This is a genomic window from Bacillus sp. FSL K6-1005, from assembly GCF_038000225.1.
Lineage (GTDB): Bacteria > Bacillota > Bacilli > Bacillales > Bacillaceae > Bacillus > Bacillus mojavensis.
Map to the genome: position 1 here is coordinate 3,055,156 of NZ_JBBOBP010000001.1, position 16,025 is coordinate 3,071,180.

Genomic DNA, 16,025 nt, shown 5'->3' on the forward strand with positions numbered 1-16,025 from the left:
GCTTTGAGAGCGGAGGCTCTTTTTCATTTTACTTCTCTAAACCGTCTTTCACTTCTTTAATCATTTGCGTCATTGACTCAAGTCCGCCTCCTGATAAGTACCAAGTAGCTGAATCAAGGTATACGACATGATCATTTTTCACGGCGTTTACGTTTTTCACATAGTCGTTTTCAACGACTTGTTTTGTAGATGATGTTTCTCCGATTGCTGTACCGCGGTCAATAACAAACAGGTAATCCGGGTTTGTTTTTGAAATGTACTCATATGAAACGCTTTGTCCGTGAGTAGACGCTTTGATATTTTTATCAGCCGGTGTCACGCCGAATACGTCATGGATCAGGCCGTATCTTGATTTAGAACCAAAGGCGCTGATTTTGCCGTCGTTCGCCATAATCACAAGACCGTTTTTGTTCAGCTTTTCAGCTTTTTTCTTAAGATCTGAAATGGAGTTATCAATTGTTGCGAGCTCGTCTTTTACTTCATCTTCTTTATCAAAGATTTTACCAATTGTTTGTGCATCTGATTTAAATGATTCCATGTATTTCGCTGTGTCTACGCCAAGGTAAATGGTCGGCGCGATTTCAGAGAATTCTTTGTAAGACTCGGATTGTCTTCCTGAGATAATGATCAAGTCAGGCTCTAAATCTGCTACTTTTTCAAAGTCTGGCTCTTTTAAGCTTCCGACATCAGCATATTTGTCATCTTTGAATTTGGACAGATATTTAGGAAGGGCTTGTTTCGGCAGGCCTGCTACTTTATCATCAAGACCTAATTTATCTAATGTATCTAAGCTTCCTAAATCAAATACAACGACTTTTTTAGGGTTCTTTGTCACTTTTGTGCCGTTTTTGTCCAGCTGGTGTTTCACCGTAATTTGTTCTTTCTTCGTGTCAGAACCTTTGCTGCTTGAGCTTTGGTTTCCGCATGCAGAAATGACAACAGCTGTCACCAATGCAATGAATAGAATTGCAAACTTTTTCATAGTCTTCACCTCTTCTGTATATTAAGAAAAATAAACACCTATTCTTTGGTTATCTATCGTCTGAATCGGGATGGTCATATCGTAGATTTCTTCGAGCACAGAGGTTTCAATGATCTCCTCCGGCGGCCCCTCTTTTACAATACGGCCGTTTTTCAAAGCAACGATATGATCAGAGTAGACGGAAGCAAAGTTGATATCGTGAATCACGATCACGATTGTTTTTCCAAGCTCCTCTACCAGCCTCTTCAGAAGCTTCATTATTTCAACTGAATGTTTCATATCCAGGTTGTTCAGCGGCTCATCAAGAAATATGTAGTCCGTGTCCTGGGCAATGACCATTGCGATAAACGCCCTTTGGCACTGTCCGCCGCTCAGCTGATCCAGGTACTTATCCTGAATCTCCTCCAGCTTCATATAACTGAGCGCCTGGTTGATATGAACCCAGTCTTCCTCTGTCAGCCGTCCCTGTGAATAGGGGAATCTGCCGAAACTGACAAGGTCTTTAATGGTTAGTCTGATATTAATTTGATTCGCCTGCTTTAAAATACTCATTTTTTTGGCAAGCTCTTTGCTGTCGCAGGTTCCGATCTCTTCTCCGTCTATGAAAATCTCACCGGAATCCTTTTTGATCAGGCGGCTCATAATAGACAGCAGCGTACTTTTGCCGGCGCCGTTAGGACCGATAAACGAGGTAATTTTGCCTTTTTGAATCGTGACTGACGTCTCTTCAAGGACAACTTTCCCTCCATATTGTTTGCTTACATTTTTGACCTCTACCATGATTTATTCTCCTTTAACAGCAAGTAGATAAAATAAATCCCGCCGGCAAAATTAATAATAACGCTCAGCGTCGTTGAGAAGGTGAATACTTTCTCAACCACAAATTGTCCCCCGACTAACGCAATAATGCTGATTAAAACAGAACCTGCGATTAAGTATGAATGCTTATATGTTTTCAGAAATTCTCTCGCCAGGTTGACGACGAGAAGCCCCAAGAACATAATCGGGCCGACAAGCGCTGTAGAAACAGAAACAAGGATCGCGATCACGATCAGCATCTGTTTAACAACTTTGTCGTAGTTAATGCCCAAATTGACAGCGTGTTCACGGCCGAGTGAAAGCACGTCAAAAAATCTCGTAAAACGCCAGACATAGATACCGGTCAGCAGGAAGATGATAAAGGCGAGCCATAACAGATCCGTGTTGATGTTGTTAAAGCTGGCAAACATTTTGTCCTGCACAACCTGAAACTCATTCGGGTCAATCAGCATCTGCATAAAGGAAGACAGGCTGCTGAACAGCGTGCCGAACACGATTCCGATGAGCAGAAGGAAGAAGATATTTTTCCCTTCACCTTTGAACATGATCTGATAGAGAACAAAAGAAAACAGCACCATCAGCAACACAGAGATGATGAAGTTGATGTTTTTATTCATGATTACGATATTCATTGAACCGAACAAAAAGATGATGACGGTCTGAATCAGCATATAGAGAGAATCAAGGCCTAAAATGCTGGGCGTCAGGATGCGGTTATTCGAGATCGTTTGGAAGATCATTGTTGAAAACGCAATCGCTCCGCCAGTCAGCATAATGGCAGCGACTTTTTTGATTCTTCTCGGCAGTGTGTAATCCCAATTGCCTAAGTCATAAAACAGAAATAAACCGATACATACAACAGCTATACCAACAAGCAAAGCAATTTTCATCTGGTTACGCATACGCTTTTCTCCTTAACAGCATAAACAGGAAAATGCCGCTGCCGATGATTCCGACCATCAGACCAATCGAGATTTCATATGGGAAGATAATGACTCTGCCCAATATATCGCAAAACAGAACAAAAACCGCTCCCAGCAGCGCAGTGTGCGGCAGGCTGTTTTTCAGGTTGTCTCCTCTGTAAATCGATACAATGTTCGGGATGATTAAACCGAGAAACGGAAGCATACCGACAGTCAAAATGACAAGTGACGTAATCAGGGATACGATAATGAGCCCGATGTTCACAACCCGTTTATACTTGAGGCCGAGGTTGACAGAAAAGCTTTCTCCCATACCCGCCACTGTAAATTTATCCGCATAAACATAGGCAATGATGACAAGCGGAATACTCAGATAGAGAAGCTCGTATCTCCCTTTCACAACTAAGGAGAAATCCCCCTGAAGCCATGATGACACGTTTTGGATCAAGTCATATTTATACGCGATAAACGTCGCGATTGAGCTGACGATATTCCCGAGCATTAAACCGACAAGCGGAATAAAGATGGTGTCGTTAAACTTAATTCTTTCAAGAATTTTCATAAACAGAAAATTACCAACTAGAGCAAAGACAAAAGCAATCAGCATTTTCATTAATGGACTTGCCGATGTAAACAGAAGCAAGGATATTAAGATTCCCAGCCTCGCCCAGTCCATCGTGCCGGCCGTCGTCGGTGACACGAATTTGTTTCTGGTGATCTGCTGCATAATCAGGCCGCAGATGCTCATGCTCATCCCTGCGATTAAAATGCTGATCAGCCGCGGCAAACGGCTGGCAAAGAGCGTTGATGCCTCTTCTTTGCTTAGATCGAAGAGATCAAGCGGCGACAGATCTTCTACGCCGATAAATACAGAAGTGACTGCTAGTATGATAAGTAGAAAAAATAAGTAACGTAACTTCATGCTGCCTCCTTACATCCTTACAGCAAAAAGAACGTATCTCCTACTCCGCAAGGACTCAAAACAATATGGCCATATAGTAATTGATTATCATTATCATTTACATATTACCACTTTTCTAGTGTTAGTCAATATTCTTTAAAAATATTAACCTCGTTATCTATTCAATTTTACTCATAATTCAAACCATTTTCCATCACAAATCGTTAGTCTGTTTACCATATTTATCTTCACTATGCTTCAACTTCGGCATCAAACCTGACATAATTCCTCTCTGTAAATACAAATGTTCTTTCCACATAGAAATTTCCCCTTGATTTACAAAACTGAAAGAGGGATAATAAATACTAAATTTGTGTGAAAATTTTAAACATTAGGAGATGTAAACATGAAGGTCGTTAAATTCGGAGGCAGCTCACTCGCTTCAGGCGCACAGCTTGAAAAGGTGTTTCAAATCGTAACCTCAGATCCCGCACGCAAAGCTGTAGTGGTGTCGGCTCCGGGCAAACGCTATTCCGAGGATACGAAAGTGACTGATCTCTTAATCACATGTGCTGAACAGTATTTATCATCCGGAAGCTCCCCTGAACTGGCGGAAGCGGTAATTGAACGCTATGCTCTGATCGCAAATGAGCTTCAGCTTGAGCCGTGTATTATAGAAAAAATCCGCGATGATTTGTTTACGCTTTTAGAAGGAGATAAAAGCAATCCCGAACAATATCTGGACGCTGTCAAAGCAAGCGGTGAGGATAACAACGCTAAGCTGATCGCCGCCTATTTCCGTCACAAAGGCGTGAAAGCGGAATATGTAAACCCGAAGGATGCAGGCCTATTTGTAACAAATGAACCCGGCAACGCGCAGGTGCTGCCTGAATCGTATCAAAATCTCTATCAGCTGAGAGAGCGTGAAGGCCTCATCATATTCCCCGGCTTTTTCGGTTTCAGCAAGGATGGCGATGTGTTGACATTTTCACGGAGCGGTTCTGATATTACAGGCTCTATTTTGGCCAATGGTCTTCAGGCCGATCTGTACGAAAACTTTACCGATGTAGATGCTGTGTATTCAGTTAATCCTTCCATTGTTGACAACCCGAAGGAAATCCACGAGCTGACATACAGAGAGATGCGCGAACTGTCGTACGCAGGCTTTTCAGTGTTTCACGATGAAGCGCTCATTCCGGCCTTCAGAGCGGGCATTCCCGTGCAGATCAAAAATACGAACAACCCGTCGGCGAACGGAACACGCGTCGTCAGCAAACGCGATAACACAAACGGGCCTGTCGTCGGTATTGCCAGCGATACCGGCTTTTGCAGTATTTATATCAGCAAGTATTTGATGAACAGAGAAATCGGGTTTGGCCGCAGAGCCCTGCAAATCCTTGAAGAACACGGTTTGACGTATGAGCATGTTCCATCGGGAATTGATGACATGACGATCATCTTAAGACAGGATCAAATGGATGCTTCGGTTGAACGAAGCGTAATGAAGCAGATTAAAGAGGATCTTCATGCCGATGAAGTTATTGTCGAGCACAATCTGGCGCTCATTATGGTTGTAGGAGAAGCAATGCGCCATAATGTCGGCACAACGGCAAGAGCAGCCAAAGCCTTATCAGAGGCAAAAGTGAATATCGAAATGATTAACCAAGGATCTTCTGAAGTGAGCATGATGTTCGGCGTAAAAGAAGCCGAAGAAAGAAAAGCCGTCCAAGCATTATACCGGGAGTTTTTCGCGGGAGTGCTGGTCTCTTAATCTATACATAAAAGCGGGCGGCAGAGCCCGCCTTTTATATTGTCCGCGTCGATCGATGAATTTTTCATTCTTGCCTTGTCCACTATTACCCTATTCATCTGGCCGATTCCGCATCCATCATAGGGAGGTCAGGATACTCTAACGGTGGCGGTTACGGCTTCGGTTCTTTCGCTTTAATCATTCTATTAATTATCGTAGGTACTGCATTTACAAGAGGCTCTAAGTCTGCAGTACAGCGCCGTAAGACAATATCATTGTCTTACGGCGTTTTTTTAGTTGTTTTCTTTATTTTTCAATCCCTATCCGAAAGCCCTGTCCGCTGCGTTTATGCAGCATATCATAAAGTAATCTCACAGGGAGGTGGCATCAGATGTCTGGTTACGGAAACTCTTTTGCTTTGATTGTTGTGTTATTTATCCTCTTGATTATCGTGGGAGCTGCATTTTTTAACGGAGGCTACTAAGAAAAAGGAATCTCCATGAATCAGGCGGCGCCGTAAGATCCATATCCTGCGTCGCTGTTTCTTTAGAAGAAAACCCCTTCTCTTATTGAGAAGGGGCCTGGTTCTTACGTCATTCCTCTTTCTGTGACATGGAAGTCGGATGCTTCAGCATGTGCAGAGACGCCAACCGCTGTAAAAACAGCTGCTGCAGCCAAACAAATAACAAATAACTTAGATTTCAATTTCATACAAACCTTCACTCCTTTGTATTTGTTTTCTTGCCTCTTCAACTCTAAGAAAGTAGGAAGCAGACAGTTCAAACCATTTTTGTTCATAGTAATATTTTGCTACTTCTAGGGCTAAATCCTCTATATCAGCATACATATTTTTATTTTTTAAGTATTGAAAACATCGTTCGATTCCTTCTGTATTGGGCTGTGCCTGATATAGGGATTGTAAAAACTCAAATTTTACCGCGTAATCTGCATCGTCTGTTTCTTTAGCATATTCATAGCCCCTCTTGTGATATTCCGAAGCCTTCTCATGTTTTCCGCGTTTATAATAAATAAGTGTTATTAAAAAATATGCCTGAGGCAGAGAATTGGTGATTCTGCTGTCTTCAAAAGTAGAAACCGCTTTCTCAAAATGGTCAATGGCAGGGTCGAGAAGGTCTTGATTGTAATAACACAGCCCCAAATTATAAAATGCTCTTCCAACCAATTGGGCTCTTTGTTCCGCTTCCGCCATCTCCAGCGCCAATTTAAAATGCCGTGCGGCTTGTTCGAAATTTCTCTCATCCATGAGGTTAACCCCGAACACGAAATGGCATTGGATAATCCGAACATTATAGGTTTCCTGCTCTACATAAATTTCATATGCATTCTTGATATGAATCAATGAAAAGTACGTTTGCTTCATATAATAATAAGCTTCCGCGATTTTAAAATAAAATTCAGCCCGTTCAATATGATCGGAAACAAAAGAAAGTTTTTTCTCCGCCTGTTTGTAATATGTAATGGCAGAAATAAATTCCCGCTTATCAAACTCATACATTCCGCGGAAAAAATTCACATAGTAATCAAGAAGCCCTTTTAGGTCAGCTTGGTTGCTGTCTATATTTCGTGATAATTCAGACAGGCTTGGCTGGTCTTCGATATTTAATTTCTCCAGCGGCTCGAGATAATCAAGCATAAGCTGGTGGCGAAATTCCATTAGTGAGTAATATAACAGCAAGTTGGAGTCATGCTGCATGTGTTTCAGTTCCTGCTGGATTTCAGCTTTTAGCACCTCGGCATCCGGTACACTGAAGGTCCGGATATATTTGTACCACTCGTTAATTTTTTGACCGACCGCTGAAGAAGGAATTACCCCGCTCTTCATTCCTTCACCCTCTCCCATCAAAAACTGTTTATGTCATATTTTATCATGTTTACAGACTGTCCTAACCCGAAAAACACGCAAACTTTATTTCGGGAGCACGCAATAAAAAAAGGAATACCGAAGCGAGGTGAGAAAGAAGGCGGCAGCATCTGATGATATGCCGCCGCCTTACATGATTTATTGCTGTTTTGCAGGTAAAGGAAAGCGGATAATGAAAGTTGTGCCTTCCCCTTGTTCACTCTTAATGTCTATTGTACCTTGATGCATTTCAACAAGCTGCTTGACGATGGAAAGGCCGAGGCCGTATTCTCCGTACGCCGTGTTCGTTCTTGAAATATCAGCTTTATAGAACCGCTCCCAAATATGCTCGATATCCTCTTTTGAGATGCCGATCCCGGTATCTTCAATTTCAATAATGGTCTCTTTATATCCTTCTGTTCCCCGTAGCCAAATTTGCCCGTGTTGCGTAAATTGGATGCTGTTTTTCGTAATGTTCATGAGGATTTGAATTAACCGGTCATAGTCGGCATGAACGATCACGCTGTCCTCCACCTGAATTACCAGCTTATTTTGCTTTTCATCCGCCTGCTGTTCAAGGTGCTCTTTAATGATTTCGAATACCTCTATCAGCGGAACGTCAAGCTTGTTCAAAGTGATTTGCTGAGATCTGATCTTTTCGTAATCGAGATTTTCTTTAACGAGCCGCAGCATTCGCTTCGTTTCCTCACTGATGAGCGAGAAGCATTTTTCTTTATTTTCCTCTGGAATCGTATTGCTGTTCAGCCCTTCAACCAAACCGTTAATGGTTGTCAGCGGCGTTCTTAATTCATGGGATACATCGGCAATAAACTGCCTTCTCCGCTTCTCAAGCCGGTCGATTTCATCCCTTGACTGCTTTAATTTCTTTGCCATGATATTAAAGTCAGACGCCAGCACCCCGATTTCATCCCGATAGCTGTTTTCCAAGTGAATGTCATAGTCGCCGGAAGCTACTTTATCCGTTGCTTCTCTCAGCTTTTGAATTCGTTTCACATGGAATTTGGAGAGCAGCCAGCTGACGAGAATGGTAATGACAAGCGTGCTGATCATCGCGTAAAACATATAGAGATTGACCTGATTAATCATTTGCTCAACGCCGCTGATCGGAGAAATCAGCAGTACCGCACCTTTAAATTCATTGTTAACAAAAATCGGCTGTGCAACAAGGGAAACCTCATCGTTAAAACGGCCATCCGCTCTGTTCATGACCGTCTGCCCTTTTTTCAGCTTCTCCCACTCCGCTTTCTTCAGCTTTTCCCTTGGGTGAAAGTCTTCAGGGTGAAAATAAGGCACCTGTGCTTCATTAAAGATGATAAACTGTGTTTTTCTTGTCCTTAAAATATCCTGATATGGGTACAGCCGACGTATATCAACCTGGCCGGTTTGAAATTCGCTTGCAATCTGCACCGCATATGAGGTCAGTTCCTCTACTTTATTTTGGTAGGCAAACTCTTTCACGAAGTGAGAAAAAAGAGAAATAATGATAACAAAGGCTAAAATTAATATGCTTACATGGCTCAGCAGCAGCTGATATAAATATTTAATCCTCATCAAATTTATACCCTACTCCCCATACAGTATATAGGAAAGGCCTGTCCTCACTTGCAAGCTTTTTCCGCAGCCGTTTAATATGGACATCGACAGTCCGTTCGTCTCCGTAAAACTGATAGCCCCATACCTGCTCTAGCAGCTGCTCTCTGGAAAACACCTGCCGCGGGTTCTGCACAAGGTAATAAAGCAGGTCGAATTCCTTAGGTGTAAGGTTTTCAACAGGCTTTCCGTTTAAAAATACTTCTCTTGTCTTTTTATTAATTTTAAAGCATTCCGATTCAATCGTATCTTCTTCCACTGCCGCCTTGCCCGTCGCCTGATATCTTCTGATCACGGCTTTGATGCGGGCAACCAATGTCAGCGGGCTGAATGGCTTCGTCACATAATCGTCCGCGCCCATCTCAAAGCCGATCACCTGATCTGATTCGGTGTCTTTGGCAGTCAGCATGATAATCGGAACCGTGCTTGTCTCCCTTATTTTTCTGCAGATGGTTACGCCGTCCATAGACGGGAGCATAATATCCAGAATCACCAAATCCCAATTTCCTTCCGCAAAACGCTGATACCCCTCTAAACCGTCATGAACAAATTCAGCTTCAAAGCCTTCCTTAAAAAAGAACATTTCTGTCATCGTACAAACACTAACGTTATCTTCTATCATTAAAATTTTCATTGGTTCCTCCGATTGTTTAGATGCTTTTTTTATAATAGCACCATTTTATACAGAAGATTTTGGGTTTCACAATTGTTAGTTTTTATTTCATCAACTAGAAATAGATTGTTCATATTTTTTTCATACCTTTGGACTACTATAAATTTATCAACAAGCAGGCCTGCCTCACAGGCGGTCTTATCCATAAAAATACCTATACGGAGGAACATACATGAATTTTATCAAACGGGCTTTTTGGAACATGAGGGCCAAAAAAGGAAAAACGTTTTTGCAGTTATTTGTGTTTACAGTCATTTGTATATTTGTTCTGTCTGGCCTCACGATCCAGTCAGCAGCTCAAAAATCCAGCGACCTTGCCAGACAGGAGCTGGGCGGAACCGTTACGCTTCAAGTTGACCGCCAAAAACAAATGGAGAAGCAGCAGGACAGCGGTGAAAAACGCAGCTTCGAATCTACACCGATAAAAGTGTCTGATGCCAATAAGCTGACAGCGCTTGATCATGTGAAGAGCTACAACTTCATTACGTCAGCCTCAGCCAACGCCGGAAATTTCGATGCGATTGAAAGCTCAAGCTCTAGTGATTCGAGCACAGACTCAAGCTCAAGCGATACAAAAGGCGCTCCAATGCAAGGCGGGAAACAAATGGTTCAAGCAGATCTTTCGATTGAAGGTGTCATCAGCACGTCGCTGTTAGAGGAATTCTCTGACGGAGATGCAAAAATCACAGATGGGCGCGCGATTACAAAATCTGATGTCGGCAAAAAAGTCACAGTGATCAATGAAACATTAGCAGAAGAAAATGATCTAAGCGTTGGGGATTCCATCACAATTGAATCAGCAACAGACGAAGACACAACAGTCAAACTGAAGATTGTCGGTATTTATAAAACAACGTCTTCAGGCGATGACCAAGCCCAGAATTTCTCATTCTTAAATCCTTACAATAAGCTTTACACACCTTACACAGCAACAGCAGCTCTGAAAGGTGACGATTATAAAAATACGATTGATTCAGCTGTTTATGATATGGACGATGCTGAACATATTGATGCATTCGTTAAAGCAGCGAAGAAAACGTCAATTGACTTTGATACGTTTACATTAAATACAAACGATCAGCTTTACCAGCAAATGGTCGGCCCGATCGAAAATGTAGCTTCTTTCTCTAAAAACGTTGTGTACCTTGTATCAGCGGCAGGCGCTGTCATTCTAGGCCTCATTGTCATGATGTCAATCAGAGAGCGCAAATATGAAATGGGCGTGTTAATGGCGATCGGTGAAAAACGCTGGAAACTGATCGGACAGTTCTTAGCTGAGATTCTGATCGTGGCTGTTATCGCGATTGGCATTGCATCATTGACGGGAAATCTAGTTGCGAACCAGCTCGGAAATCAGCTTTTATCCCAGCAGATCAGTTCATCAACTGATTCAACACAAACCGCAAGCGGCCAAATGCCCGGCGGCGGGGGCGGCATGGGCCGCGGAATGTTCGGCCAAAGCTCTTCAAACGCGGACATCATTGATTCACTGAATGTGGCCGTTTCTATGAACGATATGCTTGTTCTCGGCGGAATCGGAATGGTAATCGCTGTGATTGCAACGCTGCTGCCGTCTATTTCAGTACTGCGGCTCCACCCGAAAACAATATTGACTAAACAGGAATAGAAAGAGGCGAAACGAATGAGCTTATTAGAATTTCAACAAGTCGGCTATTGGTATAAAGACAAAAGCCAGCCCTTGTTTCAAGATATAAATATCAGCTTTGAAAAAGGTAAATTTTATACAATCGTCGGCACTTCAGGGACAGGAAAGACGACCTTTCTGTCTCTGGCAGGCGGACTTGACACACCTAGAGAAGGACAAATTCTTTATGACGGAAAAGCTGTTTCTAAAATCGGACTGGCGAATTTCAGAAATAAATACGTATCAATTGTCTTTCAGGCGTACAACCTGCTTCCATATATGACCGCTCTGCAAAATGTGACAACCGCCATGGAAATCACAGGTTCAAAGGAAAAGAACAAAGAAGCATATGCGTTGGAGATGCTGGAGAAGGTCGGCATCAACGAAAAACAGGCCCGGCAAAAGGTGCTGACATTAAGCGGCGGACAGCAGCAGCGTGTTTCCATTACAAGAGCATTTTGCTGTGACACCGATTTAATCGCAGCTGATGAACCGACCGGAAACCTTGATGAGGATACGTCAAAAGAAATTGTGCGGCTCTTTCAGGATTTGGCGCACAAAGAAAATAAATGCATTATCATGGTGACGCATGATGAACAAATTGCAAGGGTATCTGACATGAACATCAGACTTTCTCGAGGAAGCTTTACTGTGACGGAAAACGCCGCAGTCGTATAAAAAACGCGCCTCTGCCAGTGCAGACAGGGGCGCAACCTATATCCCCCTTTTATATAGAAGTGAACGGTAAAAAGAGCGGCGGCTGCATCCCCCCGCTCTTTTTATTGTTTCTGTTTATCAGCTTGCTTTGATTTCTCTCTTCTTTTCTTTTTCCAAACAGCGAGGATAAACAGAAATAATGGAAACAGCAATTGAAAGGGCAAATGAATGTACAGCGGCACTACCTTCAGCCCTTCATTTAAATGCTCTGAAAAATTGGTGGCAATTGTGATGGAGAGGATGAGTATGCCCAGTCCCATTGGATATGCCAGCTGTGAAGGATTTTTTTCTTTAAAGAGAGTGGACGTACCCACCACCACCGCATACAGGTAGAGGCTGACTTTGAAGAAGCCGCCGATAATCAGTGCCAGCATAAAAAAGATATCAAGCCGATCCAGAAATTCCTCCACTTTGATTGTCTGAATCGTACTTAAAAGCGGAAACTGCGATCGCAATGTCAGATCAACATCAAGCACACTGATATTAATCGCTACGGTAAGCGCCACAATCAATCCGCTGATGACCATAGCGAGCATCCCCACTTTTTTGACATTCTTGCGATCATTGAGATTGGGGAAAATCATGACAAATAAAACAACTTCACCGAACGGCACATACATGGTTTGTGTAAAAACAGAATGAATAACAGGGAAAACCCCGTCTGCTAAAACTGGTTTTAAATTTTTCAGATCGATAGAACCCGATACAATGATCAGCACGAGACCGAGCGCACCCAATAGATACATGGCCCCGAAGAGAAGCTCACCCGCCCGCGCCAGCACTTCAATTCCTTTTCTGACGGCATATATGCAGACCACCATTAGTAAAGCATTTACGATGATAATCGGAGTATCATGGTAAGCAAATGTCAGCAGCATTTCTCCGAAATCACGCAGCACCCGGGCGGCAATATATGCAAAATATAAGATATATAGAAACGAAAAGGTCCAGCTCAGTTTTTTTCCGAGCATATCATCCATGTATTCTTTTGGGGAGAAATCCGGATAGCATTGATAGATCCCCTGATACAAGTAAAAAAGAAACAAACCAACTGCACAGCCTAATAGCACAGCGATCCAGGCATCCCGGCCCGCCATTGTTCCCGGGGTAATCAATAAGGAGCTGCCCAGCTCGAATATGATCATCATGACAAACAGCTGCCTAATGCTGATTTTGGCTTTTTCCATCTGTCACTTCTCCTTTCTCTACCTATTCATCGATTAAGCTGGTTTCTGAGCGGGTTATTTCGCAGCCCTGTTCTTCTGATATAGGTCTCCGCCTTTACATCGACAGGCAGATCAGGCAAATATTCTTTGTCCCATGTATCCCTCATTTTTTCCCACTGCTTCGGATACTTTCTGTATATCGTGTCTCCGAATCCGATGAAGTCAATTTTATGTTCTTTTATGTTTTCAACCGCATGGCTGATTTCCTTTTCCAGCTGTTTGTTGAGTACTTTTTCGATATCGGCTAACACCTTGGGATCAGACAAATGAAATGGATATTTTACTGCGTCTATTATGCCTTCAACCGTCACGTGAACATGAATACGGGGACGGCCGTTTCGTATCTCCGGGGTAAGCTTTGTTGCCTGATGCGTGACCTGTAAGCTTACCGCATCTTTTGTCTTGCCCCAATCGGCATTAATAAAGGTGTGCTGAATTTGATTCTTAAGCCAGACGATCCCAACGCTTTCCTTATCCTCAATCCAATATTTTAAATGGCCTGTTTTATCGAACACCGCCAGACCGTTCGCCTGAAGAATGGCTTGCGGGTCAGTCGCCTGTGTGTTTTCCAGGCTGACTCCTTTTTTATCGTCCCCGATCATCCTGTATCCGGGGATCACCGGCGCTTCGGTGGTGATGGCAAGTGTTTTCAAGACATCTTGGATACTGGTTTTAATCACCCGCCCATATTGCGCTTGCGTGAAGTCGAGTGTTTTATTGACTTTATTGGACGGAATTTTATCAATCGGCGTAAGCGTTTTGACGATGTTTTCGGCTTTCGTTTTATGGGCGATGACAATCGTTGCCGTTGTCCTGAATTCCGTATCACGGTCAAGGTTGTCTAACACAAAATTCAAACCTTCCTCTCTCGCCAGCTTTTCACTGACCACGACCAGGTTGGTATGTGCAAAATAAAGCCGCCTGGATACTTTCATAGAGGCTTTCCTCAGCGCTTCTGTCATGTTGTCGCCTACTATGGAATAGACGGATATAGGCGGTCTGTCCCCCGCACCCCCGCCCTGAAGCCCTCCGGCAACGTTTCCGGGATTAATGATCTGAAAGTGCAGGACGTAGTTCCCTTCATTTGTCCGATCAATACCGATTGCCGAAATAATCGCAAGATCTGTCAGCTCGCGCTTATCCCAGCAGCCGGGCAGCACAATGATGCTCAAAAGCATGATAACAGCTAATACACGTTTACGTATCATCATGATCTCCTTCTCTCAACTCTTTGTTCACCATTCCGCGTGAACCATCCGGCTGAGGACGCTGGTCTTTCCCCTGGCGGACCTTATCTTTCTTGCTGATGGATTCGGGCCTTTTTTGATCGGCCCACCAAGGAACACGGAACAGCGTGTCTTTCACGCCTTGTGAAGAAAAGGGCGCAAGCGGCGACATATAAGGAACACCAAAGGAACGCAGGCTGCATAAATGAACAAACATCATAATAATTCCTAATACCAGCCCGTAAAAACCCATTACGGCAGAAGCAATGATAAAAATAAACCGAATGAGGCGGGCAGATATCGCCATGGCAAACGCCGGCGTTGCGAAGCTGGCAATGGCCGTTATGGCAACGATGATGACCATTGCCGGAGACACAATACCAGCCTGAACAGCAGCTTGGCCGATAACAAGCGCGCCTACAATGGACACTGCCGATCCCACAACCCTCGGCAATCTGACCCCAGCTTCCCTGAGAATCTCAAACGCAACCTCCATTGTGATTGCTTCTACAACGGCCGGAAACGGAACGATTTCCCGCTGGGCAGCAATGACGACTAACAGCTGTGTCGGAATCATTTCCTGATGAAACGTCGTGGCTGCCACATAAACAGCCGGTGCGACAAGTGAAATAAAAAAGATAAATATCCGCAAAATCCGTATACTTGTCGCAATGTCAAAGCGTGAATAATAATCTTCAACAGACTGAAAAAATTGAATAAATAAGGCTGGGGCAATCAGAACAAACGGTGTTCCGTCCACAACGATCGCAAATCTTCCTTCTAACAGATTTCCTGCGACGACGTCAGGGCGTTCCGTGTGATACATGGTCGGAAACGTCGTAAACGTTTCATCTTCGATCAGCTGCTCGATGTATCCGGATTCCAAAATACTGTCAATGTCTATTTTTTTCAGGCGCTGCTTCACTTCCTTCAGCACCTTTTCATCACAAATGCCTTGAATGTACATAAGCGCGATATCCGTATTGGTCACAGAACCGATTTTCATTTTTTCGACCCATACATTGGGATTTTTAATATATCGCCGAATCATGGAAATATTGGTTTGCAAAGACTCTGTAAACCCTTGGCGCGGACCCCGGAATGACACCTGGGTGCTCGGCTCTTGAATGGAGCGGTGCTCTCCCCCCTGGGTGCTGCAAATAAGCGCCTCATCAGAACCGTCCGCAAAAACCAGCGCATTTCCAAGCATCAATTCAGTGAACAGCTTGTCCCAGCTCTTTTCAGCTTTTACGCCGCCCAGCGGAAGCGTTTTTTCAAGGATCTGCTTCATTGCATGGGCGTTTTGGATGGCTTGATCCTGAATCAAAGGCTCGATTAACGATTCATGAATCGTATTATTATCAACCAAACCTGCGACATAAATAATGGCCAGGTGAACATTATCCTGTTCCCCTGCTTTCACTTCCCGTATGATGACATCAGAGCTGCTTCCGACTTTCTTCTTCACGTCCGCCACATTTTTCGCCAAACTTGAGGAAGCCAGAACGGGCCCTTGTTCTTTTTTCTGCTGATTTCTATCTTCTTGTTTCTGGCTGTCTTTCGTTTCGGTATTTTTCTTTTGCTTAAAAAATGACGGCATACACAAAATACCTTTCCTAATCGTTTTCTCATATTCTTCCTGTTAGCTTCAGGATTATGCATGTGACTGGGCGATCGGGGTATAACTCTCT

General features: G+C 43.5%; 15 protein-coding genes and 1 pseudogene. 5 read left to right on the forward strand and 11 right to left on the reverse strand.

Going from position 1 to position 16,025, the window contains the following annotated elements; genetic code table 11:
- Window positions 1–28 precede the first annotated feature (28 nt).
- The 4 genes from NST16_RS15880 to yclN are packed head-to-tail and all read right to left on the reverse strand — an operon-like array spanning window position 29 to window position 3,646.
- Window positions 29–982, reverse strand: coding sequence for a siderophore ABC transporter substrate-binding protein (locus tag NST16_RS15880; RefSeq protein WP_340887495.1), 954 nt, complete (start codon window positions 980–982; stop codon window positions 29–31).
- Between the two features lie 21 nt (window positions 983–1,003).
- Window positions 1,004–1,762, reverse strand: a complete 759-nt coding sequence (yclP, locus tag NST16_RS15885) for a petrobactin ABC transporter ATP-binding protein YclP (protein ID WP_229149899.1) — start codon at window positions 1,760–1,762, stop codon at window positions 1,004–1,006.
- Window positions 1,756–2,703, reverse strand: coding sequence for a petrobactin ABC transporter permease YclO (yclO, locus tag NST16_RS15890; protein WP_010333026.1), 948 nt, complete (start codon window positions 2,701–2,703; stop codon window positions 1,756–1,758). The genes yclP and yclO overlap by 7 nt, the downstream gene beginning before the upstream one ends.
- Window positions 2,696–3,646: a petrobactin ABC transporter permease YclN gene (yclN, locus tag NST16_RS15895; RefSeq protein ID WP_010333025.1), complete on the reverse strand. Its 951-nt coding sequence runs from the start codon at window positions 3,644–3,646 to the stop codon at window positions 2,696–2,698. The genes yclO and yclN overlap by 8 nt, the downstream gene beginning before the upstream one ends.
- A 385-nt stretch (window positions 3,647–4,031) precedes the next feature.
- Here yclN and NST16_RS15900 point away from each other — a divergent pair, with 385 nt between their 5' ends.
- The 3 genes and pseudogenes from NST16_RS15900 (at window position 4,032) to NST16_RS15910 (ending at window position 5,859) form a co-directional block, all read left to right on the forward strand.
- Window positions 4,032–5,396, forward strand: coding sequence for an aspartate kinase (locus NST16_RS15900; protein WP_340887498.1), 1,365 nt, complete (start codon window positions 4,032–4,034; stop codon window positions 5,394–5,396).
- A 119-nt stretch (window positions 5,397–5,515) separates the two neighbouring features.
- Window positions 5,516–5,614, forward strand: a pseudogene (locus NST16_RS15905) (YjcZ family sporulation protein); the annotation flags it as partial.
- Between the two features lie 152 nt (window positions 5,615–5,766).
- Window positions 5,767–5,859 carry a YjcZ family sporulation protein gene (locus NST16_RS15910; protein ID WP_026014660.1) on the forward strand — a complete coding sequence of 31 codons (93 nt, stop codon included), beginning with the start codon at window positions 5,767–5,769 and terminating at the stop codon, window positions 5,857–5,859.
- Window positions 5,860–5,963: 104 nt separating this feature from the next.
- On the opposite strand, the gene NST16_RS15915 is transcribed toward NST16_RS15910, so the two are convergent.
- The 4 genes from NST16_RS15915 to yclJ all read right to left on the reverse strand — a co-directional run bounded on the left by NST16_RS15915 (window position 5,964) and on the right by yclJ (window position 9,481).
- Window positions 5,964–6,086: a PhrC/PhrF family phosphatase-inhibitory pheromone gene (locus NST16_RS15915; RefSeq protein ID WP_010333023.1), complete on the reverse strand. Its 123-nt coding sequence runs from the start codon at window positions 6,084–6,086 to the stop codon at window positions 5,964–5,966.
- On the reverse strand, window positions 6,070–7,218 hold the full coding sequence (gene rapC, locus NST16_RS15920) for a response regulator aspartate phosphatase RapC (RefSeq protein ID WP_010333022.1): 1,149 nt from the start codon (window positions 7,216–7,218) through the stop codon (window positions 6,070–6,072). Before rapC ends, NST16_RS15915 begins: the two co-directional genes overlap by 17 nt.
- A 177-nt stretch (window positions 7,219–7,395) precedes the next feature.
- Window positions 7,396–8,811: a HAMP domain-containing sensor histidine kinase gene (locus tag NST16_RS15925; RefSeq protein WP_340887506.1), complete on the reverse strand. Its 1,416-nt coding sequence runs from the start codon at window positions 8,809–8,811 to the stop codon at window positions 7,396–7,398.
- The gene (yclJ, locus tag NST16_RS15930; protein WP_010333020.1) at window positions 8,798–9,481 is read right to left on the reverse strand and encodes a two-component system response regulator YclJ; all 684 of its coding nucleotides are present in this window, start codon (window positions 9,479–9,481) and stop codon (window positions 8,798–8,800) included. The genes NST16_RS15925 and yclJ overlap by 14 nt, the downstream gene beginning before the upstream one ends.
- Before the next feature lie 211 nt (window positions 9,482–9,692).
- Here yclJ and NST16_RS15935 point away from each other — a divergent pair, with 211 nt between their 5' ends.
- Window positions 9,693–11,147, forward strand: coding sequence for an ABC transporter permease (locus tag NST16_RS15935; protein ID WP_340887508.1), 1,455 nt, complete (start codon window positions 9,693–9,695; stop codon window positions 11,145–11,147).
- Between the two features lie 15 nt (window positions 11,148–11,162).
- Window positions 11,163–11,843, forward strand: coding sequence for an ABC transporter ATP-binding protein (locus NST16_RS15940; protein WP_340887510.1), 681 nt, complete (start codon window positions 11,163–11,165; stop codon window positions 11,841–11,843).
- Window positions 11,844–11,944: 101 nt separating this feature from the next.
- On the opposite strand, the gene NST16_RS15945 is transcribed toward NST16_RS15940, so the two are convergent.
- From NST16_RS15945 to gerKA, 3 genes are read right to left on the reverse strand one after another with little or no spacing between them, the layout of a single operon-like run.
- The gene (locus NST16_RS15945) at window positions 11,945–13,069 is read right to left on the reverse strand and encodes a spore germination protein (RefSeq protein WP_168746926.1); all 1,125 of its coding nucleotides are present in this window, start codon (window positions 13,067–13,069) and stop codon (window positions 11,945–11,947) included.
- Between the two features lie 26 nt (window positions 13,070–13,095).
- The gene (locus NST16_RS15950; protein WP_010333015.1) at window positions 13,096–14,316 is read right to left on the reverse strand and encodes a Ger(x)C family spore germination protein; all 1,221 of its coding nucleotides are present in this window, start codon (window positions 14,314–14,316) and stop codon (window positions 13,096–13,098) included.
- Window positions 14,306–15,934, reverse strand: a complete 1,629-nt coding sequence (gene gerKA / locus NST16_RS15955; protein WP_010333014.1) for a spore germination protein GerKA — start codon at window positions 15,932–15,934, stop codon at window positions 14,306–14,308. The genes NST16_RS15950 and gerKA overlap by 11 nt, the downstream gene beginning before the upstream one ends.
- Window positions 15,935–16,025: the final 91 nt, after the last annotated feature.

Coding starts and splice junctions, on each gene's coding strand:
- rapC (WP_010333022.1), bottom strand. CDS start 7,218: ATGAAGAGCGGGGTAATTCCTTCTTCAGCGGTCGGTCAAAAAATTAAC.
- gerKA (WP_010333014.1), bottom strand. CDS start 15,934: ATGCCGTCATTTTTTAAGCAAAAGAAAAATACCGAAACGAAAGACAGC.
- yclO (WP_010333026.1), bottom strand. CDS start 2,703: ATGCGTAACCAGATGAAAATTGCTTTGCTTGTTGGTATAGCTGTTGTA.
- yclJ (WP_010333020.1), bottom strand. CDS start 9,481: ATGAAAATTTTAATGATAGAAGATAACGTTAGTGTTTGTACGATGACA.
- NST16_RS15880 (WP_340887495.1), bottom strand. CDS start 982: ATGAAAAAGTTTGCAATTCTATTCATTGCATTGGTGACAGCTGTTGTC.
- NST16_RS15950 (WP_010333015.1), bottom strand. CDS start 14,316: ATGATACGTAAACGTGTATTAGCTGTTATCATGCTTTTGAGCATCATT.
- NST16_RS15900 (WP_340887498.1), top strand. CDS start 4,032: ATGAAGGTCGTTAAATTCGGAGGCAGCTCACTCGCTTCAGGCGCACAG.
- NST16_RS15935 (WP_340887508.1), top strand. CDS start 9,693: ATGAATTTTATCAAACGGGCTTTTTGGAACATGAGGGCCAAAAAAGGA.
- NST16_RS15940 (WP_340887510.1), top strand. CDS start 11,163: ATGAGCTTATTAGAATTTCAACAAGTCGGCTATTGGTATAAAGACAAA.
- NST16_RS15945 (WP_168746926.1), bottom strand. CDS start 13,069: ATGGAAAAAGCCAAAATCAGCATTAGGCAGCTGTTTGTCATGATGATC.
- yclP (WP_229149899.1), bottom strand. CDS start 1,762: ATGGTAGAGGTCAAAAATGTAAGCAAACAATATGGAGGGAAAGTTGTC.
- NST16_RS15915 (WP_010333023.1), bottom strand. CDS start 6,086: ATGAAATTGAAATCTAAGTTATTTGTTATTTGTTTGGCTGCAGCAGCT.
- yclN (WP_010333025.1), bottom strand. CDS start 3,646: ATGAAGTTACGTTACTTATTTTTTCTACTTATCATACTAGCAGTCACT.
- NST16_RS15910 (WP_026014660.1), top strand. CDS start 5,767: ATGTCTGGTTACGGAAACTCTTTTGCTTTGATTGTTGTGTTATTTATC.